Consider the following 25428-nt stretch of genomic DNA (forward strand, 5'->3'; position numbering starts at 1 on the left):
CGCCCCGGTGTGCGCAGCGGCGGGTCCGCGCCCGGTCCGGCCCTCGCACTTCCGCCCCATCACTCCCTCACGCTCCTTTACGCGCCCCGTCCCCGTATCCGCTCCGGCGTGCCGTGCGGGGCGCGGATGCCGCGCTGCCGTAGTGATTTGGCCGTTCTCCCAGGTCGCCGACGGAGCGGGCCGGGCCCGGCGGTATGCCGCTGACCGGATGCGTCGGCCCGCGCGCACGGCGCGTCCGCCGCCGTGCGCCCCCTGGGCGCTGGCTGGTTGCGTGCCTCTTTGTGAAAAGGCGTATTCGCTCAGTAAAGGTAAGGCGTAGGGTCGGGCATATGCGGACTGGGGTTTCCTTATCGGGCGGGGTGCGGCGCAGGCCGCGGTCGGGAAGTGGAGGGGGGCGATGAACGACGGCACGGTGACTCTTCCCTGGCTCGTCGTGCGCCAGGACGACAACGGCAATCGCTACCGGGTGGGCAGGTACGCGACCCGCGCCGAGGCGGAGAGGATCGCGGACAGCCTCGACGGGCGCGGACACAAACAGCTCTACTGGGTCGAGCGGATCAGCCGGGCGGGAACACCGGCGGACTGACCCGTACCGGAACGCCGGCCCGGACCACCGGAATGTGGGCGCGCGGGCCTTCGCCGGACGCGGCGGGCCCCTCCCGTAGGCTCCGGCGCATGAGCGAGCGGATCGTGGTGGTCGGTGCGGCCCTGTGGCACGAGGAGCGGCTGCTCGCCGCCCGCAGAAGCGCGCCCGCCGAACTGGCCGGGCGCTGGGAACTGCCGGGCGGCAAGGTCGAGCCGGGGGAGAGCCCGGACGCGGCGGTGGTACGGGAGTTGCGCGAGGAACTCGGTGTCGACGCCGAGGCGGGAGAGCGCGTCCCGGGTCAGTGGCCGCTGCGGACGCCGTACGTGATGCAGGTGTGGACCGCCCGCCTGCGCCCCGGATCCGCGGCGCCCCGGCCCCTCGAGGACCACGACGACCTGCGCTGGCTCACCCCGGACCGGATCTGGGACGTCGACTGGCTCGACCACGATGTGCCCGCCGTCCGGGACGCCCTCGCCCATCTCGGCCTGGCGAGAGGGCGTGCGAAGCACGACTCCGGCGCGCGGGCGCGGGAGTGACGGGGCGTGGGCGCCTTTCCGCGCCTTTCGTGCCACGACGTGCCGCCGAACACGGTACTCCGTCCGGAATATCGGGCATGTGCCTATCAACCCCATGAAATCGGACATGGGGTGAGCCTCCTCTCACTCCCCCGGGCGGGGAAGTGATCCGTGTGACCGACACCGACGGCGACCGGGCCGCGTGGACCTTCTCCGCCGACCCCGGAGCCGTGCGCGCCGCCCGCCGCGCCGTCCGCCGCCAACTGCGTCTCTGGGACCTCGACAGCGTCGGCGACCTCGCGGCCCTGCTGGTCGGCGAACTGGTCACCAACGCCCTGCGGCACGCCACCGGCCCCATCGGTGTCCGCCTGGTACGCCCCGACGGCCTCGCCGACATCCTCCTCGTGGAAGTCTCCGACCCGCTCCCCGATCCCCCGCGCGAACGCCCCGCCCGGCCGGAGGACGAGGGCGGGCGCGGACTGCAGCTCCTGGCCTCCGCCTCCCGCCGCTGGGGCACCCGGCCCGGTGCCGTCGGCAAGACCGTGTGGTTCGAACTCACGGTCCCGCGTTGAGCCCTCGCACGGCCGTTCACCGGTGTACGCGACCGCCCCTTCCGTCGAGTGACCGGTTCCGGTCCGTGGCGGTTGTCGAAGAGGGGGGTTCGACGACGTGTCCGCTGGTTAGAAGACTGGAAGTGTTCTCACGGCGCGGACCGAAATGCATCGGGACCGTGCTGTGATCGTGAACACCGTGTTGTGCGGCGCCGTAGTGCTGGATACTGCGGGCAGCCGCCCCCGGTGACCGGTGCCGGACGCGGTGAGCTGGAGGGGACGGTTCGCGTGAGCGGGATACCAGCGAAGGCCACGGAGTCCGAGGACTCGTCGGGCGGCGCGAGGAGCGGGGCCACAGGCGGCCCCTTCTCCGGCGATGCCCCGTCCGGCGACGGGATGTGGCAGAGCAGTCCGCCCGGCTCCATGTACGACTACATCAAGGTCGCCTCGTTCTCCATCGGTCCGGACGGACTGGTCGACCAGTGGAGCCTGCGCGCCGAGCAGATCTTCGGCATCCCCGCGGACCGCGCCGTCGGCATGGACCCCATCGAGGCGTTCATCGAGCCCGTCCGCCGGGAGCGCGGCCAGCGCAAGATGGCCGAGATCCTCGACGGCCGGGAGTGGACCGGAGTGGTGCCCTTCCGGCTGCCGGACTCCCTGGTGGCGGACGAGCGCGACCGTGAGGGTCTCGCCGAGGTCTACGTCATGCCGACGCGGACCGAGGAGGGCGAGAGGGCCGCCGTCTGCATCGTCGTCGACGTCCGCACCCTGCGCCGTATCGAGACCGATCTCGCCGCCTCGCAGGCGATATTCGGCCAGTCTCCGTTCGGCTTCCTGCTGATCGACGCCGAGCTGCGGGTACGGCGCGCCAACCACCGGTTCGCGTCCATCTTCGGCGGCACCCCCGACGACCACCGCGGCAAGGGTGTGCACGACTATCTGCCGCGCGGGGAGGCCGAGCGGGTCGCGGCGACCCTGCGCCGGGTCCTGGAGTCCGGCAACTCCATCACGGACATGCACGTCACGGGCCATGTGCCCGGCTCCGACGAGCGCCGCCACTGGTCCGTCAACCTCTACCGCGTCCACAGCGGCAGCGGCCGGCCCATCGGCATCGCCTGGCTCGGCACCGACATCACCGCCCGCCGCGCCGCCGCCCGGGAGGCCGCCGCCGCACGGCGCAATCTCGCCCTTCTCAACGAGGCGGGCGCCCGGATCGGCAACTCCCTGGACCTGGAGACGACCGCCCGCGAACTCCTCGACGTCGTCGTCCCCGGCTTCTGCGACCTGGCCACCGTCGACCTGTACCAGGGCCTGCTGGCCGGTGACGAGACGCCCCCGGGACTCGCCGACGGCAGCGCGGAGGTACGCAGGGTCGCCTTCGCCAGCGCCGTCTCCGACGCGCCGTTCAGCAGCAGCGGGGATCCCGTCAAGCTGGGCGCCGTCCACCACTACCCCTTCAACTCGGCCTGTGCGGACGCCCTGCGCACCGCCCGCCCGCAGAAGGTCCCCGGTGAGGACGGGGGGCTGGTGCAGTCCACGCTCGCCGTGCCGATGGTCGCCCACGACACCGTGGTGGGCCTCGTCCAGTTCGCCCGCACCAAGGGCAGCGAGCCGTTCGGCGACCGCGACCGCGACCTCGCGGTCGAACTGGCTGCGCGGGCCGCCGTCTGCATCGACAACGCCCGCCTGTACCGGCGCGAGCACGAACGCGCGCTGATACTGCAGCGGTCGCTGCTCCCGCCCGGCGACCCGGAGGCGTCCGGCCTCGACATCGCCTGCCGCTACCTGCCGGGCAGCATGGCGACGGGCCGGTCCAGCGAGGTCGGCGGTGACTGGTTCGACGTCATCGAACTGCCCGGTCACCGCACCGCGCTGGTCGTCGGCGACGTCATGGGGCGCGGTCTGCGCGCGGCCGTGGCGATGGGTGAACTGCGCACCGCCGTACGCACCCTGGCCCAGCTCGACCTGGAACCCGCCGAGGTGCTCTCCCAGCTGGACGAGATCGCCCGGGGCCTCGGCGCCCCCGGCGGGCCCTCCCAGGCCTTCGCGGGAGGCGTCCAGCAGGCCACCAGAGCCGCCCGCCGCCCCCGCGAGGCGGATCTCTCCGAGGTCTACCTGGCAACCTGTGTCTACGCCGTCTACGACTCGGTGACGAGGCGCTGCACGTTCGCCAACGCGGGCCATCTGCCGCCCGTCCTGGTCGAACCGGGCGAGCCCGCGCTGATGCTGGACGTGCCGCCCGGCATGCCGCTCGGCGTCGGCGGGGAGCCCTTCGAGGAGGTGGAGGTCGAACTGCCCGAAGGCGCCCTGCTCGCGCTCTACACGGATGGACTGGTCGAAAGCCGCGATCACCCCCTCGACGAGGGCCTCCAGGCCTTCGTGAGCGCCCTGAGGGACCCCTCCGCACCTCTGGAGGACGTCTGCGACCACGTTCTCAACACCCTCGACACCCACCACGGCGAGGACGACATCGCCCTGCTGATGGCCCGCGTCCAGGGACTGCCCGCCGACTCCGTCGGCGACTGGACCCTGCCCCGCGAGCCCCGCAGCGTGGGCCGCGCCCGCGAGTACGCCCGGACACAACTGCTGGCCTGGGGCATGGAGCCCCTGGTCGACACCACGGAACTCCTGGTCAGCGAACTGGTCACCAACGCCCTGCGCTACGGCGAGGGCGAGATCAGGCTCCGGCTCCTCCTCGACCGCACCCTGGTCTGCGAGGTCTGGGACTCCGGCCTGGTCCAGCCCCGCCGCCGGCGCGCCCGCGACACCGACGAGGGCGGCCGCGGCCTCCAGCTCGTCGGCCTGCTCAGCGCGGCCTGGGGCTCACGCCGTACCCCGCGGGGCAAGACGGTCTGGTTCGAACTCCCCCTCCCCGGCACCGACACGACCCTCACCGACCCGGCGGAGGCCCTGCTGAGCCTGTTCTGACGGTACGCCGGCGTAGTGCGTACGCTCGTGCCGTGCACCTCAATCCCGCCGCCCCGGTCCGCCTGACGACCGGCGGCCTCACCCTGCGCCCCTGGACCCCGGAGGACGCCGCCGCCCTCGCCGAGCCGTACCGGGACGAGGCCCTGCGCCGCTGGGTGAGCGCGCCCGTGCACGACGAGACGGACGCGGCGCGCCGGGTGGCCGAGCAGCGGCGCGGCTGGGAGACCGGCGAACGGCTCGCCTTCGCCGTGGTGGAGACGGGGTCGCCCGGCACCCGGCCGGCGGGCAACGTGGTCCTCGAACGCCGTGCCACGCCCTCCTCCTCGGCCGAGGTCGGCTACTGGACGGCGGCCCACGCACGGGGCCGGGGGAGTGGCCCCGCGCGCTGTGACGGCCCTGGCCGACTGGGCGTTCGCGACCTTCGCGCGGGAGGGCCTGCTCCGTCTGGAACTGCTGCACCAGGTGGACAACGCGGCCTCCTGCCGGGTCGCGGAGAAGAGCGGCTTCGCCCTGTCCGGCGTGCTCCCCGCCGCCCCGCCCGCCTTCCCCCTGAACGGCCACCGGCACATACGGCAGGCGCCCACCGCGGCGTGATCGCAACCGGAACACCCGTTCCCCTCGTCCTCCCCTCAACATCAACCACACGGCTGCCGCGAGGGAGTCGACACGCGAAGGGGAGCCGGCATGGAGCGTACGGACCCGCAGGAACCGTCGACCCCGGCGGACCCCCCGACCCCGACCCCGGAACCGGCCGGGGCGAGCGGTCCGGACGGCGACGGCGACGGCGCCACCCCGCGGGAGCCTGCCGAGGCCGGCTCACCGCCCGGCGAGCCGCGTGCGCAACCCGGGCCGTCGCGTGCGGAGCCGGCAGGAGCGGGTGACGCGGGTGACGCGGTCTCCCCGGGGGAGCGGACCGAAGGCGACTCCGCCGCGGTCCCCGACGGGCGGGCCGGCGGACGCCGCAGACCCTGGGTCCGCCGGGTCAGACGCGCCGCCCTCGTGCTCGCCCTTCTCCTGATCGTGCCGATCCTGGCCGTCGAGACCGCCCTGCGCGTCAACTACATGGGTGATCCGGTGGACGGCACGTACACCGTGACCGGGACGCCATGTGGCTCGGGCACGCCTGGGTGGACGGGCGGAAGCAGGACGCCGACGTCACCGCGTTCGCCCGCCGCCTCGAGGACACCGGCATCCGTGACCTCTACGTCCACTCCGGTCCGCTGGAGCACGACGGCACCCTGCCGAAGTCCACGTACCCGCGCGCCCGCCGGCTGATCGACGCCGTGCACCGCGAGCTGCCGGGCGTCCGGGTCCAGGCGTTCCTCGGCGATGTCCTCGCCAACGGGGGCCCCGACGGACTGCACCTGGACCGCGCCGCCACCCGCGCGGAGGTCGTCCGCAGCGCCGGCCAGGTCCTGGACGCCGGCTATGAGGGCGTCCATCTCGACCTGGAACCCCTGCACTCCGACGATCCGGACTACCTCTCGCTCCTGGACGACCTGCGCACCGTCGCCCGGGCCGAGGACGCCCAACTGTCCGTCGCCGCGCACCAGATCGCCCCGCTCCCGGAGCTCCACACCGTCGCCGGTCTCTTCGCCGACAACCCCAAGTGGTGGTCCCAGGCGTTCTTCGGCCAGGCCGCCCGGCGCGTCGACCAGATCGCCGTGATGTCGTACGACACCGCGCGGCCGCTGGAGAGCACCTACGGCGGCTACGTGGCCCAGCAGACCTCGCTCGCCCTGGAGGTCACCCCGCCCACCACCCACCTGCTGATGGGCCTGCCGTTCTACTACGAGAGCAACCCCAGCCACTGGGGTCACGCCGAGACCGTGGCCGCCGCCGTACGCGGCGTCCGCCTCGGTCTCTCCCGGACGGACGCCGACCGCGAACTCTTCGGTGTGGCCCCGTACATCGACTTCGCGGCGACGGAGACGAACTGGAAGGAGTACCGGCAGGGCTGGGTCCGCTAAGGCCTGTCCGAGGACCGCCTCCTGATCTTCGATCCCAGCCACACCAGCGGGTCGTACTTGCGGTCCGCCGCCCGCTCCTTCATAGGGATCAGCGCGTTGTCCGTGATCTTGATGCCCTCGGGGCAGACCTCCGTGCAGCACTTGGTGATGTTGCAGTAGCCGAGGCCGTGTTCGTCCTGTGCCGTGCGTGCCCGGTCCAGGCCGGACTCCCCGGCCGCGTCCAGCGGGTGCATGTCCAGCTCCGCGATCCGCATCAGGAAGCGCGGCCCGGCGAACACCGGTTTGTTCTCCTCGTGGTCACGGACCACGTGGCAGACGTCCTGGCACAGGAAGCACTCGATGCACTTGCGGAACTCCTGCGAGCGGTCCACGTCCTCCTGCATCATCCGGTACTCGCCCGGACCGACCCCCTCCGGTGGTACGAAGGCCGGGACCTGCCGGGCCTTGGTGTAGTTGAAGCCGACGTCCGTCACCAGGTCGCGGATGACCGGGAAGGCCCGCAGCGGCGTCACGGTGATCGTCTCGTCCGGCTCGAAGACCGACATGCGGGTCATGCACAGCAGCCGCGGACGCCCGTTGATCTCCGCGGAGCACGAACCGCACTTGCCGGCCTTGCAGTTCCAGCGCACGGCGAGATCCGGGGTCTGGGTGGCCTGGAGGCGGTGGATGATGTCGAGCACCACCTCGCCGTCGTTCACCTCGACCCGGAAGTCCTCCAGGCCGCCGCCCTGCACGTCCCCCCGCCACACCTTGAAGCGGGCCTCATAGCTGCTCACTCGTACAGCTCCTCTTCGGCGAGGTACTTGACCAGCTCCTCCTTCTCGAAGAGGGCGAGCAGGTCGGTGCGGATGGGTTCGGTGGTCTCGCGGGTGAGGGCGATCCGGCCGCGCACCGCTTCGGTGACCGGGAGACCGTCCGTGTGGTCGGCGAGCTCGCAGAGCAGGTTGACGTTGCGCCAGGACCGGTCCATCCCGGAGTGGTCCTCACGCGTGTGCCCGCCGCGCGACTCGGTGCGCTCCAGTGCCGCCCGGGCCACGCACTCGCTGACCAGCAGCATGTTCCGCAGGTCGAGCGCCAGGTGCCAGCCCGGGTTGAACTGCCGGTGCCCCTCGACCCCGGCGCGGCGGGCCCGTACCCGCAGCTCGGCGAGTTTGGCCAGGGCCTGCTCCATCTCGGGTGCGCGGCGGATGATGCCGACCAGGTCGTTCATGGCCTGCTGGAGCTCCTGGTGCAGCGTGTACGGGTTCTCCGGGGGGCCCTCGTCCGGTTCCCCGCTCTCCGCCGAGAACGGGCGCAGGGCCTCCGCGGCGGCCGTGTCGACCTGTACGTCGTCCGCCCGGGGGCGCGAGGTGCCCGCCCGGCCCGCGTACTCGGCCGCGTGCCGTCCCGCCCGGCGCCCGAACACCAGCAGGTCGGACAGGGAGTTGCCGCCGAGCCGGTTGGAGCCGTGCATGCCGCCGGCCACCTCACCGGCGGCGAACAGCCCCGGCACCCCGCGCGCCGCCGCCGAGTCGGAGTCGACGGCGATGCCGCCCATCACGTAGTGGCAGGTCGGCCCGACCTCCATCGCCTCCGCCGTGATGTCGACGTCCGCCAGCTCCTTGAACTGGTGGTACATCGACGGCAGCCGCCGTTTGATCACCTCGGCGGGCATCCGGGTGGACACGTCCAGGAAGACCCCGCCGTGCGGCGAGCCGCGGCCCGCCTTCACCTCGGCGTTGATCGCGCGGGCCACCTCGTCGCGGGGGAGCAGTTCGGGCGGGCGCCGGTTGTGGTCCGGGTCCTCGTACCAGCGGTCGCCCTCCTCCTCGGACTCGGCGTACTTCTCCTTGAAGACGTCCGGGACGTAGTCGAACATGAACCGCTTGCCCTCGGAGTTGCGCAGCACCCCGCCGTCCCCGCGGACCGACTCGGTGACGAGGATCCCCTTCACCGACGGCGGCCAGACCATGCCGGTCGGGTGGAACTGCACGAACTCCATGTTCAGCAGCGGCGCCCCGGCCAGCAGCGCCAGCGCGTGCCCGTCGCCGGTGTACTCCCACGAGTTCGACGTCACCTTGAACGACTTGCCGATCCCGCCGGTCGCGATCACCACGGCGGGCGCCTCCAGCACGAAGAAGCGCCCGGACTCCCGTTCGTAGCCGAAGACCCCGCTGACCTTCTCGTCCTCCTTCAGCACCCGGGTGACCGTGCACTCCTGGAAGACCTTCAGCCGGGACTCGTGGTCCCCGGTCTCCCGGAAGTCCTCCTGCTGGAGCGCGACGATCTTCTGCTGGAGGGTGCGGATCAGCTCGAGGCCCGTACGGTCGCCGACGTGGGCGAGGCGCGGGTACTCGTGGCCGCCGAAGTTGCGCTGCGAGATCCGGCCGTCCTTCGTCCGGTCGAACAGCGCGCCCCAGGTCTCCAGCTCCCACACCCGCTGCGGCGCCTCCCGGGCGTGCAGCTCGGCCATCCGCCACTGGTTGAGGAACTTCCCGCCGCGCAGGGTGTCGCGGAAGTGCGTCTGCCAGTTGTCGCCGGAGTTGACGTTGCCCATCGCCGCGGCGATGCCGCCCTCGGCCATCACGGTGTGCGCCTTGCCGAACAGCGACTTGCAGATCACGGCGGTACGGGCGCCCCGCTCGCGGGCCTCGATGGCGGCGCGCAGCCCGGCACCGCCGGCCCCGACCACGACGACGTCCCACTCCTGTCGGTCGACCACGGACATCAGTCAAAGCCCCCAGCTAGAAGAAGCGCGGATCGTCGAAGACACCGGACGCGACGAGGTACACGTAGAGGTCGGCGAGCGCCACACTCAGCAGCGACGCCCAGGCGAGCTGCATGTGCCGGGCGTTGAGCCGGCCCACCCACTGCCACATCCGGTAGCGCACGGGATGTCTGGAGAAGTGCTTGAGCTTCCCGCCGACGATGTGCCGGCAGGAGTGACAGGAGATCGTGTACGCCCAGATCAGCGCGATGTTGACCAGGAACACCAGGGTGCCGAGCCCCATGTGGCCCCAGTTGTAGTCCTGGTCGCGGAAGGCGAGCACGGTGTCGTAGGTCAGGATGCCGGCGACCAGCAGCGCCGCGTAGAAGAAGTACCGGTGGATGTTCTGCAGGATCAGCGGGAAGCGGGTCTCCCCGGTGTACCCGGCGTGCGGTTCGGCGACCGCGCAGGCCGGCGGGGACGCCCAGAAGCCCCGGTAGTAGGCCTTTCGGTAGTAGTAGCAGGTCAGCCGGAAGCCGAGCGGGAAGATCAGGATGATGATCGCCGGTGAGAGGCCCCACCAGCTTCCGAACAGCTCCCAGTTGGGTCCGGCCTTCATCGGCTCGCAGTTCTCCGCCAGGCAGGGCGAGTAGAACGGTGAGACGTACGGCGCCGCGTAGTAGTCGGCGTTCGCGAGGGCCCGCCAGGTCGAGTAGACGACGAAGGCGAGCAGCCCGGCCGCGGTGGCGGCCGGGGCCAGCCACCAGCGGTCGGTCCGCAGGTGCGGGGCGGCGATCGCGGCGCGTGTACCGGTTCTCACGCCGCCGCTTCGGGGTTGGGGTTCTGTGGCAGGAGGTTCCGTGCCAGTGGCCACTTGTCCACTCCGGTAGGGGTCAGGGGGACGCCGCGATCGGCGGGGGTCAGGGGGCGTGACGGCCGCGGGCGCCGAGTCCCTCGTCGTCCGTGTCCACCCACAGCGAGGGGTCGTAGGGCGTGTCGGAGATGGTCACGAGGTCGGGCCGCTTCTGGGGGGCCGCCGTGGTGGCCGCCGTCTCCCGCAGCAGCGCGATGCTCTCGCGCAGGTGATGGGTGTCGGACCGGACGCGGCGCATCTCCAGGCCGCCGGAGCCCAGCGTCTTCTCCAGCCGCCCCACCGACCGGATCAGGTCGTCGAGACAGCGCTGGACGGATGTCAGTTCGTCGTGCACGGACATGACTTGCCCTCACTTCCACGGGTCTTCGGGCCCAAGGCGGCAACGTTCATGCGCCTGCGAGTGTTGCGCGTCACACCTTGTGCTGTGAAGGGATGTGCATCGATTGGCCGAGGCGTACGGGTGCACCGGACGGTGCGTTGCGCCGCACGGGTGGGGTTGACACCCGTGGCCGCCGTGTCGCCCTGAGTTGCCGAACCCTTTCCTCTTCAGTGGGCCGCATACATCGGATGAACTCCAAATACCACCAAAAGTGATCGTAACGCCCGCGGCTTCCCGGAGGTACCCAGAGATGTCCCACGACGGCGCCGGACCGCGCGCGGCTCTGCGCTCGGTCGCCCTCCTCACCGCCGGCATGCTCGCGGTGCCCGCACTGGCCGGATGCGGTTCCGACGATCCCGCGGGCAAGCCGCTCGCCGGAGCGGACATCGCGGAGGCCGACCGGGCGAAGGTCGCCGACGGGGGCACCCTGCGCTGGGCCGTGGACACCGTCCCGGACACCCTGAACACCTTCCAGGCGGACGCCGACAGCACCACCTCCCGGATCGCCCAGGCCGTGCTGCCCTCCCTGTACCGGATGGACGGCCAGGGCCGGGCGGTGCGCAACCCGGACTATCTGGAGTCCGCCGAGGTCGTCGACACCGAGCCCAAACAGGTGGTCCTCTACAAGCTCGACCAGCAGGCCGTCTGGAGTGACGGCCGCGAGATCGGCGCCGCCGACTTCGCCGCACAGTGGCGCGCCCTGTCCGGCAAGGACACCGCCTACTGGACCGCCCGCAACGCCGGCTACGACCGCATCGGCAAGATCGAACGGGGCAGGAACGACCTCGAGGTCAAAGTCACCTTCAGCCGCCCCTACGCCGACTGGAAGTCGCTGTTCACCCCGCTGTACCCCAAGGAGGTCATGGGCACCCCCGACTCCTTCAACGACGGGGCGCGCGAGAAGCTGAAAGTCACCGCGGGACCCTTCACGGTGGAGAAGGTCGACACCGACGGGAAGGAGGTCACCCTCACCCGCAACGCGCGCTGGTGGGGCGACCCGGCGAGACTCTCCAAGATCGTGCTGCGCTCCGTCGCCCACGACAAGCGGATCTCCGCGCTCAGCAAGGGCACCATCGACCTGGCCGAGATCGACCCCGGTGCCGCCGGCCGGATCACCGCCGCCGCGCTTCCGCCGGCGAAGAGCGGAGGCACCCCCCTCGCGGGCCCCGGCGCGGACCGCTCCGCCGCCGACGCGCTGCGCTCCTGGGCGGTTGCCAACGGCTCCGACGAGGACGCCGCCGACGAGGAGATCACCGCCCGCAAGAAGCTCCGCAAGAAGGCCGAGAAGTACGCCCGCCGGCAGAAGGCGCTCGGCGGCTTCGAGGTCCGCAAGTCCCTGGAGCCCGCCTACACCCAGCTCGCCCTCAACGGTGCCGAGGGACCCCTCGCCGACGAGCGGGTCCGCCGCGCCGTGGCCCGCGCCCTGGACCGCGCGGACATCGCCGAGGCCGTCCTGAAGCCACTGGGCCTGCCCGCCGAGCCCGTCGGCAGTCATCTCGCGCTGGCCGGCCAGACCGCCTACGCCGACGGCAGCGGCGCCCTCGGCGAGCAGGACGCCAAGGAGGCGCGGGCGCTGCTCGCGGACGCCGGCTGGGTGCGGGGAGGGCCGGTCGAGAAGAAGCAGGACGACGAGGAGGAAGCGGCCGGCGCGGAGTCGGAGAAGGACGGCACCTCCGGAAGCGAGTCCGGGGACGGCGAGGACGCCGACGACGGGACGTACATCGTCGGCGAGGACAACGACAAGGAAGACAAGGAAGACAAGGAAGACAAGGAAGACAAGGAAGACAAGGGTGACGGGTCCGGCGGATCCGGCGGGGACGACAAGGCCCCGCGCGACTCCGGCACCGGTACCAAGCAGCTGAACCAGGGCAGCGCCCCCGGCGCCTACGCCCCCAAGGGCACCGCCGCCCCGGCCCGCGCGGAGAACGCCCCCGTCGCCAAGGACGGCAAGGCGCTCACCCTCCGCTTCGTCCTGCCCTCCGGGCCCGGCTCGGAGACGTCGGCCACCGTGGCCGGACGGATCTCGAAGATGCTGGAGAAGATCGGCATCCGCACCGACATCTCCAAGGTCGACAACGACAGCTACTTCAAGGACCACATCGCCTCGGGCGAGTACGACCTCGCCCTGTACTCGTGGCCCGCGACCGCCTTCCCCGCCACCGACGCCCGCCCCGTCTACTCCAAGCCGGTCCCGGCCGCCGACGGCTCGCTGAACGTGGAGCAGAACTGGACCCGCGTCGGCACCGACCAGGTCGACCAGCTCTTCGACCAGGCCATCGGCACCCTGGACGACAAGGAGCGCCGCTCACTGATCCGCAAGGCGGACTCCCGTATCTGGGCGGCGGCCGGCTCGATCCCCCTCTTCCAGCGCCCGCAGCTCGTCGCGGCCCGCAAGAACCTGGCCAACGCGGGCGCCTTCGGCTTCCGCACCCCGGTCTTCGAGGACATGGGCTTCCTCAAGAAGTCCGCCCAGGGCCCGTCCGGCTCGCCGGCCGGATCCGGCTCGGGGGGCTCGCCGGAGGCGAAGCGTCCGGAGGAGCCGTCCGGGGACTGACCGGCCCGGGAACAAGCGAAAGCGGCCCACCCCGCGCGGGGTGGGCCGCTTTCCCTGTGATCCGGAGCCTTACCCGGTCAGCCGTGCTTGGCGCGGCTGGTGGCGCGGGCGCGCTCGCGGGCGTCCAGGTTCACCTTGCGGATGCGCACGGCCTCCGGGGTGACCTCCACGCACTCGTCGTCACGGCAGAACTCCAGGGACTGCTCCAGCGACAGCTTGCGCGGCGGGACGATCGCCTCGAACGAGTCGGCCGAGGACGACCGCATGTTGGTGAGCTTCTTCTCCTTGGTGATGTTGACGTCCATGTCGTCGGAGCGGGAGTTCTCGCCGACGATCATGCCCTCGTACACCTCGGTGCCGGGCTCGGTGAACAGCACACCGCGCTCCTGCAGGTTGGTCATCGCGAACGCGGTGACCGCGCCGGCGCGGTCGGCGACCAGCGAGCCGTTGTTCCGGGTGGTCAGCGTCCCGAACCAGGGCTCGTGGCCCTCGTGGATGGAGTGGCCGATGCCCGTGCCGCGGGTCTGGGTCAGGAACTCCGTACGGAAGCCGATCAGACCGCGGGAGGGCACCACGAACTCCATGCGCACCCAGCCGGAGCCGTGGTTGGACATGTTGTCCATCCGGCCCTTGCGGACGCCCATGAGCTGTGTGACCGCGCCCATGTGCTCCTCGGGCACGTCGACCGTCATGCGCTCGACGGGCTCGTACGTCTTGCCGTCGACCTCCTTGGTGACGACCTGCGGCTTGCCGATGGTCAGCTCGAAGCCCTCCCGGCGCATCTGCTCGACCAGGATGGCCAGCGCCAGCTCGCCGCGGCCCTGCACCTCCCAGGTGTCGGGGCGCTCGGTGTCCAGGACGCGGAGCGAGACGTTGCCGATCAGCTCGCGGTCCAGGCGGTCCTTGACCTGGCGGGCGGTGACCTTGCGGTCCTTGACCGCCGCCTTGTTGCCGGCGCCCTTGCCGGTGCCGCCGCGGCCGACCAGCGGGGAGGTGTTGGTGCCGATGGTCATGGAGATCGCCGGCTCGTCCACCGTGATCAGCGGCAGCGGGACGGGGTTCTCCGGGTCGGCCAGGGTCTCGCCGATCATGATGTCCGGGATACCGGCGACGGCGCAGATGTCACCGGGGCCGGCCTTCTCGGCGGGCTTGCGGGTGAGCGCCTCCGTCATCATCAGCTCGGAGATGCGCACGTTGCTCACCGAGCCGTCGCGCTTCATCCAGGCGACCGTCTGCCCCTTCTTCAGCTCGCCCTGGTGGACGCGGAGCAGGGCGATACGGCCGAGGAAGTTGTCGGCGTCGAGGTTGGTGACGTGGGCCTGGAGCGGGGCGCCCTCGTCGTAGGTCGGCGCCGGGATGTAGTCCAGGATCGTCGAGAAGAACGGCTGCAGACTGGTGGAGTCGGCGGGGACCGTGCCGTCGTCCGGCTTGGTCAGGGAGGCGACACCGTCGCGGCCGCAGGCGTAGACGATCGGGAACTCGATCTGCTCCTCGTCGGCGTCCAGGTCGAGGAAGAGGTCGTAGGTCTCGTTGACGACCTCGTCGATCCGGGCGTCCGGACGGTCCGTCTTGTTGATGCAGAGAATGATCGGCAGCTTCTGCTGCAGCGCCTTGCGCAGCACGAAGCGGGTCTGCGGCAGCGGGCCCTCGGAGGCGTCCACCAGCAGCACCACACCGTCGACCATCGACAGGCCGCGCTCGACCTCACCGCCGAAGTCGGCGTGGCCGGGGGTGTCGATGATGTTGATCGTGATGGGCTCCCCGCCGTCCTTGGGGTGGTACTTCACCGCCGTGTTCTTGGCGAGGATCGTGATGCCCTTCTCACGCTCCAGGTCGTTCGAGTCCATCATGCGGTCGTCGACCGAGTCGAGCTGGTGCGCGGCGAAGGCGCCGGCCTGCTTGAGCATGCCGTCGACGATGGTGGTCTTGCCGTGGTCGACGTGGGCGACGATGGCGACGTTGCGGATGTCGTGGCGCGTGGCCATAAAAGGCGTACTCCCGGAGTGCTGTGGAATGCCCTGCACGAGCATGTGTGGTGTGCGGGCCCTGCCGGGCTGACACACGCCACGGCCGCACTCCATGGTACGGCGCCGCCGCGAGGTCCGCCGTCGCGCGCCGGAGAGCCCCCTGCGGCTCCCGGGGTCCGGGAAGAGTCGTTCGGATATCGGAGTGCACGGAAACACGTTTCGGACATGTAAACAAAATGGTGCGCCTAAATGTCCGTAATGTCGATATTCAATTGTCGGTGTCAAGCGCGCGTAGGTGTCAATCGTTGCAATTTTTGCTCAAAATATGGACGGTAGGGAGATCCCTATGCCTTCCGCCCTTGACGCGCGTTGACCGTCTTGGCGAAAGTTCCCCCAAACCACAGAACCTGCCGGTATCTGTGCTGCGCTCAACTCTCCAACCCCCCGGGGGACGAACACAACATGACCAGTCCAACCAAGGCCGAGGACTCGGGGTCCGCGGTCGCCTTGGAACCCGAACTGGCGTCGACCAGCGAGACCGCCAAGAACAAGACGGGCCTCGAGGGCCGATCGCCTGGCCGACTCATGTGGCAGCGCTTCCGGCGTGACCGTACCGGTATGATCTGTGCCGCGGTAGTTATTTTCTTCTTCGCCATCTCCCTGCTGGCACCCCTGCTCACCGCGATCAGCGGGACGAACCCGTACACCCTGTACGGACAGGACCCCACCTACGCGGACAGTCCGGTGCTCGACGACTTCGGTCTTCCGCTGGGCTACTTCGGCGGCGTCTCCGCGGAGCACTGGTTCGGTGTCGAGCCGCAGTACGGCCGCGACCTCTTCGCCATGATGATCTACGGCATGCGGACGTCCCTGTACATGGCGCTGGGTGTGTCCACCCTGCTGACCCTGACCGGCGTCCTCATCGGTGTGGTCGGCGGCTACTTCGGCGGCCGTACCGACTACTGGCTCGGCCGGGTCACGGACTTCTTCCTGTCCTTCCCCTCGCAGCTGTTCTTCATCGCCTTCATGCCCGTGGTGACCGCCTTCTTCGTGGACCCCCGGGAGGAGACGCCCACCTACTTCAGGGCGCTGGCCATTCTGATCGTGCTGTGGGTCCTCGGGTGGATGGGCATGGCGCGACTCGTCCGGTCCGTGGTGCTGGCCCTGCGTGAGCGTGAGTTCATCGAGGCCGCCAAGGTGTCCGGTGCCTCGCCGGCGAGGATCATCCGCAAGGAGATCCTGCCGAACATCGTCACCCCGGTGCTGGTGCAGTACACGTATCAGCTGCCCAGCACCATCCTGACCATCGCCTTCCTCTCCTTCGCGGGCGTCGGATTCGTCGAGCCCACGCCGGACTGGGGGCGCCTGTTCGCCGCCGGCGCGCAGTACACCCAGCAGGACCCGGCGTTCATCTTCTTCCCGGGTATCGCGCTGGTCATCTTCATCCTGTGCTTCAACCTCCTCGGAGACTCGGTACGGGATGCCTTCGACCCCAAGTCCGGGCGCTGAACCGTCCATTGGTGGGGGGTGGCTGCCGCCCCCGCGTCGGCCCTCCAGCCGCGTCAGGCAGTAACTATGGATCACAGAGACAGGTAGGTGCACTCACCTCATGAAGCTCAACTCGCGCAGAACTCGCGCCATTCTGGTCGCGATCGCGGCCGGCTCCCTCGCGCTCACGGGCTGCTCGGAGAACACGGGCGGTGACTCCGGCAAGGACTCCAAGAAGGACCAGGAGGAGGCAAAGGAGCAGTCGAAGGGCGTCGAGTACCTTGACGCCGCGGCCTCGACCGGTCCGGCCGAGGAAGTTCCGGGCGCCAAGCCGGGCGGTACGATCACCGTCTACCAGGAGTCCGGCATCACGCACATGGACCCGGGCCAGATCTACGTCTCCGACGCCGGCCAGCTGTCCAACCTGCTCTTCCGTGGTCTGACGAACTTCCAGGAGGACGGCAAGGGCAACGTCGCCGTCGTGGGTGACCTCGCCACCGACGCGGGCAAGGCGTCCAACGACAACAAGACCTGGACGTTCACGCTCAAGGACGGCGTCAAGGACGAGAACGGCAAGGAGATCACCTCCGCCGACGTCCGCCACACCGTCGAGCGCCTGTACGCGGAGTTCATCTTCGACGGCCCGACGTTCCTGCAGACCTGGCTGAGCGGTGCCGACTACCGCAAGGCCCTGCCGGACGGCGGCTTCGGCTCGAAGCACCTGCCGGCCACCGTGCTGGACACCCCGGACGACAAGACCATCGTCTTCCACTTCGACCAGCCGCGTCCCGACCTGCCGATGACGCTGGCCATGCCGGGCTACTCCATCGTGCCGGAGGAGACCGACACGAAGGAGAAGTACGACAAGAAGCCGGTCGCCCTCGGCCCCTACAAGATCGGTGAGATCAAGGCCGGCAAGTCCCTCAAGCTCATCAAGAACGAGAACTGGGACCCGAAGACCGACGCGGTGCGCCACCAGTACGTGGACGCCTTCAACTTCCAGTTCGGTGTCACCGAGTCGACCCAGACCAAGCGTCTGATCGCCGACCAGGGTGTCTCCAAGAACGCCATCCAGTTCACCGGCGGCGTCGACTCCACCCAGATCCAGAACGTCATCGGCGACCCGGCCGTGAACAAGCGCACCATCAAGGGCTACCAGCCCTACGTGATGCAGCTCACGTTCAACCTGGACCGGGTCAAGAACAAGGCGGTCCGTGACGCCATCACCTACGGCGTCAACTCGAAGTCGCTCATCGCTGGTGAGGGTGGCGCGTACGGCGGGGACGTCGCGCCGAACCTGTTCGCCCCGACGCTGCCGGGCTACGACGCGACGTACGACCCCTACGGTCGTCTGAAGATGCCCAGCGGCAACATCGAGAAGGCCAAGGAGCTCCTGAAGGACGTTCCGGCCGCGGAGAAGAAGCTGGTCTTCGCCTACCCGAACTCCGAGCCGGGCCAGAAGCGCAAGGTCGCCATCGAGGACGCGCTCGGCAAGATCGGCATCGACGTCGTCTCCAAGGAGGTCGACTCCGCCAGCTTCTACGAGCAGATCGGCAAGATCAACAACGCGTACGACATGTACATCACCGGCTGGGGCCAGGACTGGCCGTCCCCGGCCACGGTCGTCACGCCCATCTACGACGGTGACCAGGTCAGCGACGGCAAGTCGAACTACTCGCACATCAAGGACCCGAAGGTCCAGGAGCTGATCAACAAGGCCCTGACCGAGCAGCCCGAGGAGGCGGCGAAGACCTGGAAGGCGGCTCACGAGTACATCCTCGAAGAGGTCAACCCGGCCGCTCCGCTGTGGTACACGAAGCAGTTCCAGCTCTACGGTTCGAACATCGGCGGTGCCCGCTACAGCACCGAGTCCAGCTACATGGACATCACCCGGCTGTTCCTGAAGTCGTAACCCGTTGCGGCTGACCGCGGGGGCACGCACCAGGCGGAGCGTGCCCCCGCGGTTCCGTGAATCCGTCCACCGTCTCCGCAGAGAGCAGCTCCCACCGCCATGCTTCAGTTCATACTCCGGCGCTCCGTCGGCGCTGTCGTCACCCTGTTTCTGATCGGCGCCGCAACCTTCTTCCTCTTCGTCGCCGCGCCGTCCGACTACGCCTCCCTGGCCTGTGGCAAGGACTGCTCGCCCGAGAGACTGGAGGACATCCGGCACGCACTGGGACTCGACCTGCCCCTCGCCACACAGTTCTGGGACTTCATGTCCGGCATCGTGGCCGGCCGTGACTTCCCCGACGGCGACTGCCCCGCCCCGTGTCTCGGACAGTCCTTCTACTACAGCGAGAACGTCTGGGACCTGATCGTCGACCGGCTTCCGCTGACGCTCTCGCTCACGGTCGGCGGCATCGTCTGCTTCCTGTTCGTCGGTCTCGGCACGGGCATGCTCGCCGCCTACCGCCGCGGCACCCTCGTGGACAAGGTCGCCACCGGCGCGTCCATGGTTCTCAGCTCGTTCCAGATCTACTTCCTCGGCCCGATCGTGCTGCTGATCTTCGTCTACAGCACCGGTTGGATGGAGGACCCGAAGTACGTGCCGTTCACCCAGGATCCGGTCGGCTGGCTCGTCGGGCTGTCCATTCCGATCCTCGTGATGTCCACGATCTTCACCGCGCAGTACACCCGTATGGCTCGCTCCTCGATCATCGAGCAGCTCCAGGAGGAGCACGTGCGCACCGCCCGGGCCAAGGGCATGCCGCGCAGATACGTCTTCTTCCGCTACGCCTGGCGCGGCGCGATGATTCCGATCGTCACGATTCTCGGCATCGACATCAGCGCCCTGCTCGGCGGCGGCGTCGTCACCGAACTCACCTTCTCGCTCCAGGGAATCGGCCGTCTCGCGGTCGACGGCGCGGTCCAGAAGGACCTTCCGCTGACGATGGGTGTCATGCTCGTGGGAGCCTTCTTCATCCTGCTCATGAACATCCTCGTCGACATCGCGTACGCCTGGATCGATCCGCGCGTCCGGCTCTCCTAGGAAGAACGAACCACCGTGACCACACTGACCAAAACTGAGGACTCCCCGGCCCCGACCGGGCCCGAGAGCTTTCTCTCGGTCCGTGACCTGAAGGTGCGGTTCTCCACCGAGGACGGCATCGTCAAGGCTGTCGACGGCCTCTCCTTCGATGTCGAGCGCGGCAAGACCCTGGGCATCGTGGGCGAGTCCGGCTCCGGCAAGTCCGTGACCAACCTGACGGTTCTCGGCCTGCACAACCCGCTGTCCTCCACGGTCGAGGGCGAGATCCTGCTCGACGGCCAGGACCTCGTCACCGCCGCCGAGAAGGACATGGAGCGGCTCCGCGGCAACAAGATGGCGATGATCTTCCAGGACCCGCTGACGGCCCTCTCGCCGTACTACACGGTGGGCCGCCAGCTCTCCGAGCCGTACATGAAGCACACCGGGGCCTCCAAGAAGGAGGCCAAGGACCGGGCGGTCCAGATGCTGGAGAAGGTCGGCATCCCGCAGCCCAGGACGCGCTTCGACGACTACCCGCACCAGTTCTCCGGCGGTATGCGCCAGCGCGCGGTGATCGCCATGGCGCTGATGTGCGACCCCGAGCTGCTGATCGCCGACGAGCCGACCACGGCGCTCGACGTGACCGTGCAGGCGCAGATCCTGGACCTGCTCAGGGACCTCCAGCAGGAGTTCGGCTCCGCGATCATCTTCATCACCCACGACCTCGGCGTCATCGCCAACATGGCGGACGACCTGCTGGTGATGTACGCGGGCCGGGCGGTGGAACGGGGCACCACCAAGGAGGTGCTGGGCCGGCCGACGCACCCGTACACCTGGGGCCTGCTCAGCTCGATGCCGCGGCTGGACGGTGACATCAACGAGGAGCTGATGCCGATCCCCGGTTCCCCGCCGTCGCTGCTCAACCCGCCCTCGGGCTGCCCCTTCCACCCGCGCTGTGCCTACACGGACCAGGTGGCGGGTAACCTCTGCGCCGACAGCCGGCCGACGCTCGCCCCGGGCCGCGCCGCCGCGTGCCACCTGACGGCGGAGCAGAAGCAGACCATCTTCATCGACAAGATCCAGCCCCGGCTGCGCTAGGGAGAACCGAGATCATGAGTGAGAACCTCACCCTCCCCGCACAGCAGGGCTCCACGGGCAACCCCTCCTCCGCGGAGACGCTGCTCAGCGTCGAGGGCCTGACCAAGCACTTCCCGATCTACGGCGGGTTCCCGATCAAGCGGAAGGTCGGAGCGGTCCAGGCGGTCGACGGCGTCGACCTGACCGTGGGCGTCGGCGAGAGCCTCGGCCTGGTCGGGGAGTCCGGCTGCGGGAAGTCGACCACGGGCCGGCTCATCACCCGCCTGCTGGAACCGACCGGCGGCCGGATCACGTACAAGGGCCAGGACATCACGCACGCCAGGCGCAGGCAGCTGGCGCCGGTCCGGTCCGAGATCCAGATGATCTTCCAGGATCCGTACTCCTCGCTGAACCCGCGGCAGACCGTCGGCAGCATCATCAAGTCGCCGATGGAGGTCAACGGGATCGACCCCGCGGGCGGCCGGGAGAAGAAGGTGCGCGAGCTGCTCGAGCTCGTCGGCCTCAACCCGGAGCACTACAACCGCTTCCCGCACGAGTTCTCCGGCGGCCAGCGCCAGCGCATCGGCGTCGCCCGTGCCCTCGCGCTGAACCCGAAGCTGATCGTGGCGGACGAGCCGGTCTCCGCGCTGGACGTGTCGATCCAGGCGCAGGTCGTCAACCTGCTGAAGAAGGTCCAGGACGAACTGGGCATCGCCTTCCTCTTCATCGCGCACGACCTGGCGGTGGTCCGGCACTTCTCGCACCGCGTGGCCGTGATGTACCTCGGCAAGGTGGTCGAGGTCGGCGACCGGGAGTCCATCTACAACGGTCCCCGGCACCCCTACACCCACGCGCTGCTGTCGGCGGTGCCCGAGGTGAAGGTGGCGGACGAGGGCGAGGGCGAGGGCGAGGGCCGGGAGCGCATCCGCCTCTACGGTGACGTGCCCTCGCCGATCATGCCGCCGTCCGGCTGCCGCTTCCGCACCCGCTGCTGGAAGGCGCAGGACAAGTGCGCGACGGAGGAGCCGCCGCTGGTGCAGATCTCCGGCAACCGCGACGGCCACCTGACGGCCTGCCACTTCCCGGAGGGCCCGACCACGGAGTCCCGTGGCGAGGACGTCGTCCTCGACCCGGCGCTGAAGGCCCTGGAGAAGTCCGCCGAGAAGGACTGACCCCTCGTCGGACGCCACGGCTGCCGTCCGCCCCTCGGGGCGGACGGCAGCCGTCGCTCGTTCAGGGGGTCTCTTACGTACATATGGCTGGAGCCCTCCCCGTACAGGTGCCGTGCGAGTGCGGCATGCGCTCTTTGCGCCGATATTGGCGTCAACGATCGGCGCACGTACGAGGAGGCACCCCATGCGCGGAGCCATGCACGCCAAATGGGCCGCCTGCGCGGTGGCGGTCGCCCTCGCCGCGACCGCCTGCGGCGGAGGCGGGGACGGCGGGAGCGGCGACTCCGGGGCCGTGCTCAGCGCCTCCTGGGGCGATCCGCAGAACCCGCTGGAGCCGTCGAACACCAACGAGGTGCAGGGCGGCAAGGTCCTCGACATGATCTTCCGGGGGCTGAAGCGGTACGACCCGGAGACCGGCGAGGCCAAGGACATGCTCGCCGAGAAGATCGAGACCTCCGACTCGCAGACCTTCGACGTCACCGTCAAGGACGGCTGGACCTTCAGCAACGGCGAGGAGGTCACCGCCCAGTCCTTCGTCGACGCCTGGAACTACGGCGCCGGCCTGAGGAACAACCAGCGCAACTCGTACTTCTTCGCCTACATCGAGGGATACGACCAGGTCCACCCCGAGGAGGGCGAGCAGACCGCCGACACCATGTCCGGCCTGGAGGTCACCGGCGACCGCACCTTCACCGTCAAGCTCACCCAGAAGTTCTCCACCTTCCCCGACACCCTCGGCTACAACGCCTTCGCCCCGCTGCCCCGCGCGTTCTTCGACGACCACGACGCCTGGGTGAAGAAGCCGGTCGGCAACGGCCCGTACCTGGTCGACGCGTACACGCGCGGCTCGCAGATGTCCCTGCGCACGTGGGACGACTACCCGGGCGACGACAAGGCGCAGAACGGCGGCGTCGACCTCAAGGTCTACACCGACAACAACACCGCCTACACCGACCTGCTGGCCGGCAACCTCGACCTGGTCGACGACGTCCCCGCCGCCCAGCTGAAGAACGTGAAGAACGACCTCGGCGACCGCTACCTCAACACCCCGGCCGGCATCATCCAGACCCTCGCCTTCCCGTTCTACGACGAGAACTGGAACAGGCCCGGCTCGGAGAAGGTCCGCAAGGGCCTGTCGATGGCGATCGACCGGGGGCAGATCACCGACACGATCTTCCAGCAGACCCGCACCCCCGCCACCGACTGGACATCCCCCGTCCTCGGCGAGGACGGCGGCTTCCAGGCCGGCCTGTGCGGGGAGGGCTGCGAGTACAAGCCCGACGAGGCGAAGAAGCTCATCGAGGAGGGCGGCGGTCTGCCCGGCGGCAAGGTGACGATCACCTTCAACGCGGACACCGGCTCGCACCGCGAATGGGTCAACGCCGTCTGCAACTCCATCAACAACGCGCTGGGCAACGAGCGCGCCTGCACCGCCAACCCGGTCGGCACCTTCGCCGACTTCCGCAACGAGATCACCGACCGGAAGATGACGGGGCCGTTCCGCGCCGGCTGGCAGATGGACTACCCGCTCATCCAGAACTTCCTCCAGCCGCTCTACTACACCGACGCCTCCTCCAACGACGGCAAGTGGTCCAACCAGGAGTTCGACGGCCTCGTCGACCAGGCCAACCAGGAGACCGACACCGCCAAGGCCGTCGACCTGTTCCAGCAGGCCGAGGGGGTCGTCCGGGACAACATGGCCGCCATCCCGCTCTGGTACCAGAACGGCAGCGCCGGCTGGTCGGAGCGGCTGTCCGACGTCAAGCTCAACCCGTTCAGCGTCCCCGTGTACGACCAGATCAAGGTGAGCTGATCCGCCGTGGGACGCTATGTCGTCCGGCGTCTGCTCCAGATGATCCCGGTGTTCATCGGGGCCACGCTGCTGATCTTCCTCATGGTCAACGTGATGGGCGACCCCATCGCCGGACTCTGCGGTGAACGCCAGTGCGACCCGGCGACCGCCGCCCGCCTCGAGCAGGAGTTCGGCCTCGACAAGCCCGTCTGGCAGCAGTACGCGACCTACATGGGGAACGTCTTCACCGGCGACTTCGGCACGGCCTTCAACGGCCAGGAGGTCACCGAGCTGATGTCGACGGCGTTCCCCGTCACCATCCGGCTCACCCTCATCGCGATCCTCTTCGAGATCGTCATCGGCGTCACCCTCGGCGTGGTCACCGGACTGCGCCGGGGACGCCCCGTCGACACCGGCGTCCTGCTGCTCACCCTCGTCGTCATCTCCGTGCCCACCTTCGTCACCGGCCTGCTGCTCCAGCTGCTGCTCGGCGTGAAGTGGGGCTGGATCCGCCCCTCGGTCTCCTCCGAGGCGCCCTTCGACGAACTGATCCTGCCCGGACTCGTCCTGGCCTCCGTGTCCCTCGCCTACGTCACCCGGCTGACCCGCACCTCCATCGCCGAGAACCGCCGCTCCGACTACGTCCGCACCGCCATCGCCAAGGGTCTGCCCCGGCACCGGGTGGTCGTCCGGCACCTGCTGCGCAACTCTCTGATCCCCGTGATCACCTTCATCGGGGCCGACATCGGCTTCCTCATGGGCGGCGCCATCGTCACCGAGCGGATCTTCAACATCCACGGCGTCGGCTACCAGCTCTACCAGGGCATCCTCCGGCAGAACACGCAGACCGTCGTCGGCTTCGTCACCGTGCTGGTGCTGGTGTTCCTGGTCGCCAACCTGATCGTCGACCTCCTGTACGCCGTACTCGACCCGAGGATCCGTTATGCCTGACGGCCGTCACGAACCCGAACAGGCCATCGCGGGGACCGGGATGGGCGGCACCATGGACCTGGGCGTCGACGAGGCCGAGACGCTGGAGAAGCGGCCGGGCCCGGACGGCACCGGACCGGGGGACCGTCCGCGCTCCCTGTGGTCCGACGCCTGGCGCGACCTGCGCCGCGACCCCGTCTTCATCGTCTCCGCCCTGGTCATCCTCTTCCTGGTCCTCATCTCCCTGTGGCCCTCGGCGATCACCTCCGGCAGCCCTCTCACGTGCGACCTGTCCAAGGCCCAGCAGGGCTCCCAGTCCGGCCATCCCTTCGGCTTCGACGGCCAGGGCTGCGACGTCTACACCCGCACCGTCTACGGCGCCCGTACGTCCGTCGCGGTCGGCGTCCTCGCCACCCTCGGCGTCTCCGTCCTCGGCAGCGTCCTCGGCGCCCTCGCCGGGTACTTCGGCGGCGTCTGGGACTCGGTCCTGTCCCGGATCACCGACGTCTTCTTCGCCATCCCCGTCGTGCTCGGCGGACTGGTGCTGCTCTCCGTCATCACCAGCAACACCATCTGGCCGGTCATCGGGTTCATCGTGCTGCTGGGCTGGCCGCAGCTCTCCCGCATCGCCCGCGGCTCCGTCATCACCGCCAAGCAGAACGACTACGTGCAGGCCGCGCGGGCGCTCGGCGCCTCCCACTCCCGCCTGGTGCTCCGGCACATCGCGCCCAACGCCGTCGCCCCGGTCATCGTCGTCGCGACCATCGCGCTGGGCACCTACATCTCGCTGGAGGCCACCCTGTCCTACCTCGGCGTCGGCCTGAAGCCGCCCAGCGTCTCCTGGGGCATCGACATCTCCGCGGCCTCCCCGTACATCCGCAACGCCCCGCACGCGCTGCTGTGGCCCTCCGGGGCCCTCGCGCTCACCGTCCTGGCGTTCATCATGCTCGGCGACGCGGTGCGCGACGCCCTCGACCCGAAGCTGAGGTGA

18 protein-coding genes and 2 pseudogenes are annotated in these 25428 nt (G+C 69.6%); 15 read left to right on the plus strand and 5 right to left on the minus strand.

Going from position 1 to position 25428, the window contains the following annotated elements:
- Window positions 1–349 precede the first annotated feature (349 nt).
- From B9S61_RS09080 to B9S61_RS40730, 6 genes and pseudogenes are all read left to right on the plus strand, one after another.
- Window positions 350–586 carry an SPOR domain-containing protein gene (locus tag B9S61_RS09080; RefSeq protein WP_258039602.1) on the plus strand — a complete coding sequence of 79 codons (237 nt, stop codon included), beginning with the start codon at window positions 350–352 and terminating at the stop codon, window positions 584–586.
- A gap of 89 nt (window positions 587–675) precedes the next feature.
- A complete protein-coding gene (locus B9S61_RS09085) occupies window positions 676–1122 on the plus strand; it encodes a (deoxy)nucleoside triphosphate pyrophosphohydrolase (RefSeq protein WP_103541798.1) in 447 nt (148 codons plus the stop codon).
- Between the two features lie 143 nt (window positions 1123–1265).
- On the plus strand, window positions 1266–1673 hold the full coding sequence (locus tag B9S61_RS09090) for an ATP-binding protein (RefSeq protein WP_103541799.1): 408 nt from the start codon (window positions 1266–1268) through the stop codon (window positions 1671–1673).
- Window positions 1674–1940: 267 nt separating this feature from the next.
- Window positions 1941–4580 carry a SpoIIE family protein phosphatase gene (locus B9S61_RS09095; RefSeq protein WP_103541824.1) on the plus strand — a complete coding sequence of 880 codons (2640 nt, stop codon included), beginning with the start codon at window positions 1941–1943 and terminating at the stop codon, window positions 4578–4580.
- Between the two features lie 32 nt (window positions 4581–4612).
- Window positions 4613–5174 (plus strand): annotated as a pseudogene (locus B9S61_RS09100) (GNAT family N-acetyltransferase).
- 90 nt (window positions 5175–5264) lie between these two features.
- Window positions 5265–6550: pseudogene (locus B9S61_RS40730) on the plus strand (hypothetical protein).
- Here B9S61_RS40730 and B9S61_RS09110 read toward each other — a convergent pair.
- The 4 genes from B9S61_RS09110 to B9S61_RS09125 are packed head-to-tail and all read right to left on the minus strand — an operon-like array spanning window position 6547 to window position 10450.
- Window positions 6547–7326 carry a succinate dehydrogenase/fumarate reductase iron-sulfur subunit gene (locus B9S61_RS09110; RefSeq protein ID WP_103541800.1) on the minus strand — a complete coding sequence of 260 codons (780 nt, stop codon included), beginning with the start codon at window positions 7324–7326 and terminating at the stop codon, window positions 6547–6549. The pseudogene B9S61_RS40730 and the gene B9S61_RS09110 sit on opposite strands and share 4 nt — an antisense overlap.
- Entirely contained in the window at window positions 7323–9257 is a 1935-nt protein-coding gene (locus B9S61_RS09115) for a fumarate reductase/succinate dehydrogenase flavoprotein subunit (protein ID WP_103541801.1), read from the minus strand. The genes B9S61_RS09110 and B9S61_RS09115 overlap by 4 nt, the downstream gene beginning before the upstream one ends.
- Before the next feature lie 16 nt (window positions 9258–9273).
- On the minus strand, window positions 9274–10110 hold the full coding sequence (locus tag B9S61_RS09120) for a hypothetical protein (protein WP_103541802.1): 837 nt from the start codon (window positions 10108–10110) through the stop codon (window positions 9274–9276).
- Between the two features lie 46 nt (window positions 10111–10156).
- Entirely contained in the window at window positions 10157–10450 is a 294-nt protein-coding gene (locus B9S61_RS09125; protein ID WP_103541803.1) for a hypothetical protein, read from the minus strand.
- A gap of 289 nt (window positions 10451–10739) precedes the next feature.
- Here B9S61_RS09125 and B9S61_RS09130 point away from each other — a divergent pair, with 289 nt between their 5' ends.
- Window positions 10740–13043, plus strand: coding sequence for an ABC transporter family substrate-binding protein (locus B9S61_RS09130; protein ID WP_103541804.1), 2304 nt, complete (start codon window positions 10740–10742; stop codon window positions 13041–13043).
- A 77-nt stretch (window positions 13044–13120) separates the two neighbouring features.
- Here B9S61_RS09130 and typA read toward each other — a convergent pair whose 3' ends face one another.
- A complete protein-coding gene (gene typA, locus B9S61_RS09135) occupies window positions 13121–15028 on the minus strand; it encodes a translational GTPase TypA (protein WP_103541805.1) in 1908 nt (635 codons plus the stop codon).
- A gap of 444 nt (window positions 15029–15472) precedes the next feature.
- On the opposite strand from typA, the gene B9S61_RS09140 reads away from it, so the two are divergent.
- The 8 genes from B9S61_RS09140 to B9S61_RS09175 all read left to right on the plus strand — a co-directional run bounded on the left by B9S61_RS09140 (window position 15473) and on the right by B9S61_RS09175 (window position 25428).
- Window positions 15473–16519: an ABC transporter permease gene (locus B9S61_RS09140; RefSeq protein ID WP_103541806.1), complete on the plus strand. Its 1047-nt coding sequence runs from the start codon at window positions 15473–15475 to the stop codon at window positions 16517–16519.
- A gap of 100 nt (window positions 16520–16619) precedes the next feature.
- The gene (locus B9S61_RS09145; RefSeq protein WP_181007305.1) at window positions 16620–18410 is read left to right on the plus strand and encodes an ABC transporter substrate-binding protein; all 1791 of its coding nucleotides are present in this window, start codon (window positions 16620–16622) and stop codon (window positions 18408–18410) included.
- Between the two features lie 99 nt (window positions 18411–18509).
- Complete coding sequence (locus tag B9S61_RS09150; RefSeq protein WP_103541807.1) at window positions 18510–19487, plus strand: ABC transporter permease; 978 nt, start codon at window positions 18510–18512, stop codon at window positions 19485–19487.
- Between the two features lie 15 nt (window positions 19488–19502).
- Window positions 19503–20564, plus strand: coding sequence for an ABC transporter ATP-binding protein (locus tag B9S61_RS09155; protein WP_103541808.1), 1062 nt, complete (start codon window positions 19503–19505; stop codon window positions 20562–20564).
- 14 nt (window positions 20565–20578) lie between these two features.
- Window positions 20579–21715 carry an ABC transporter ATP-binding protein gene (locus tag B9S61_RS09160; RefSeq protein ID WP_103541809.1) on the plus strand — a complete coding sequence of 379 codons (1137 nt, stop codon included), beginning with the start codon at window positions 20579–20581 and terminating at the stop codon, window positions 21713–21715.
- 184 nt (window positions 21716–21899) lie between these two features.
- Window positions 21900–23528 carry an ABC transporter substrate-binding protein gene (locus tag B9S61_RS09165; RefSeq protein WP_103541810.1) on the plus strand — a complete coding sequence of 543 codons (1629 nt, stop codon included), beginning with the start codon at window positions 21900–21902 and terminating at the stop codon, window positions 23526–23528.
- 6 nt (window positions 23529–23534) lie between these two features.
- Window positions 23535–24458 carry an ABC transporter permease gene (locus tag B9S61_RS09170; RefSeq protein ID WP_103541811.1) on the plus strand — a complete coding sequence of 308 codons (924 nt, stop codon included), beginning with the start codon at window positions 23535–23537 and terminating at the stop codon, window positions 24456–24458.
- Window positions 24451–25428: an ABC transporter permease gene (locus B9S61_RS09175; protein ID WP_103541812.1), complete on the plus strand. Its 978-nt coding sequence runs from the start codon at window positions 24451–24453 to the stop codon at window positions 25426–25428. The genes B9S61_RS09170 and B9S61_RS09175 overlap by 8 nt, the downstream gene beginning before the upstream one ends.

It is taken from the genome of Streptomyces sp. SM1 (assembly GCF_002910825.1).
GTDB classification, from domain to species: domain Bacteria; phylum Actinomycetota; class Actinomycetes; order Streptomycetales; family Streptomycetaceae; genus Streptomyces; species Streptomyces okerensis.

Bases quoted from the DNA above. Each gene is read 5' to 3' on its own strand.
- B9S61_RS09085 (WP_103541798.1), top strand. From the start codon at position 676: ATGAGCGAGCGGATCGTGGTGGTCGGTGCGGCCCTGTGGCACGAGGAG.
- B9S61_RS09115 (WP_103541801.1), bottom strand. From the start codon at position 9,257: ATGTCCGTGGTCGACCGACAGGAGTGGGACGTCGTCGTGGTCGGGGCC.
- B9S61_RS09125 (WP_103541803.1), bottom strand. From the start codon at position 10,450: ATGTCCGTGCACGACGAACTGACATCCGTCCAGCGCTGTCTCGACGAC.
- B9S61_RS09130 (WP_103541804.1), top strand. From the start codon at position 10,740: ATGTCCCACGACGGCGCCGGACCGCGCGCGGCTCTGCGCTCGGTCGCC.
- typA (WP_103541805.1), bottom strand. From the start codon at position 15,028: ATGGCCACGCGCCACGACATCCGCAACGTCGCCATCGTCGCCCACGTC.
- B9S61_RS09140 (WP_103541806.1), top strand. From the start codon at position 15,473: ATGACCAGTCCAACCAAGGCCGAGGACTCGGGGTCCGCGGTCGCCTTG.
- B9S61_RS09145 (WP_181007305.1), top strand. From the start codon at position 16,620: ATGAAGCTCAACTCGCGCAGAACTCGCGCCATTCTGGTCGCGATCGCG.
- B9S61_RS09150 (WP_103541807.1), top strand. From the start codon at position 18,510: ATGCTTCAGTTCATACTCCGGCGCTCCGTCGGCGCTGTCGTCACCCTG.
- B9S61_RS09160 (WP_103541809.1), top strand. From the start codon at position 20,579: ATGAGTGAGAACCTCACCCTCCCCGCACAGCAGGGCTCCACGGGCAAC.
- B9S61_RS09165 (WP_103541810.1), top strand. From the start codon at position 21,900: ATGCGCGGAGCCATGCACGCCAAATGGGCCGCCTGCGCGGTGGCGGTC.
- B9S61_RS09175 (WP_103541812.1), top strand. From the start codon at position 24,451: ATGCCTGACGGCCGTCACGAACCCGAACAGGCCATCGCGGGGACCGGG.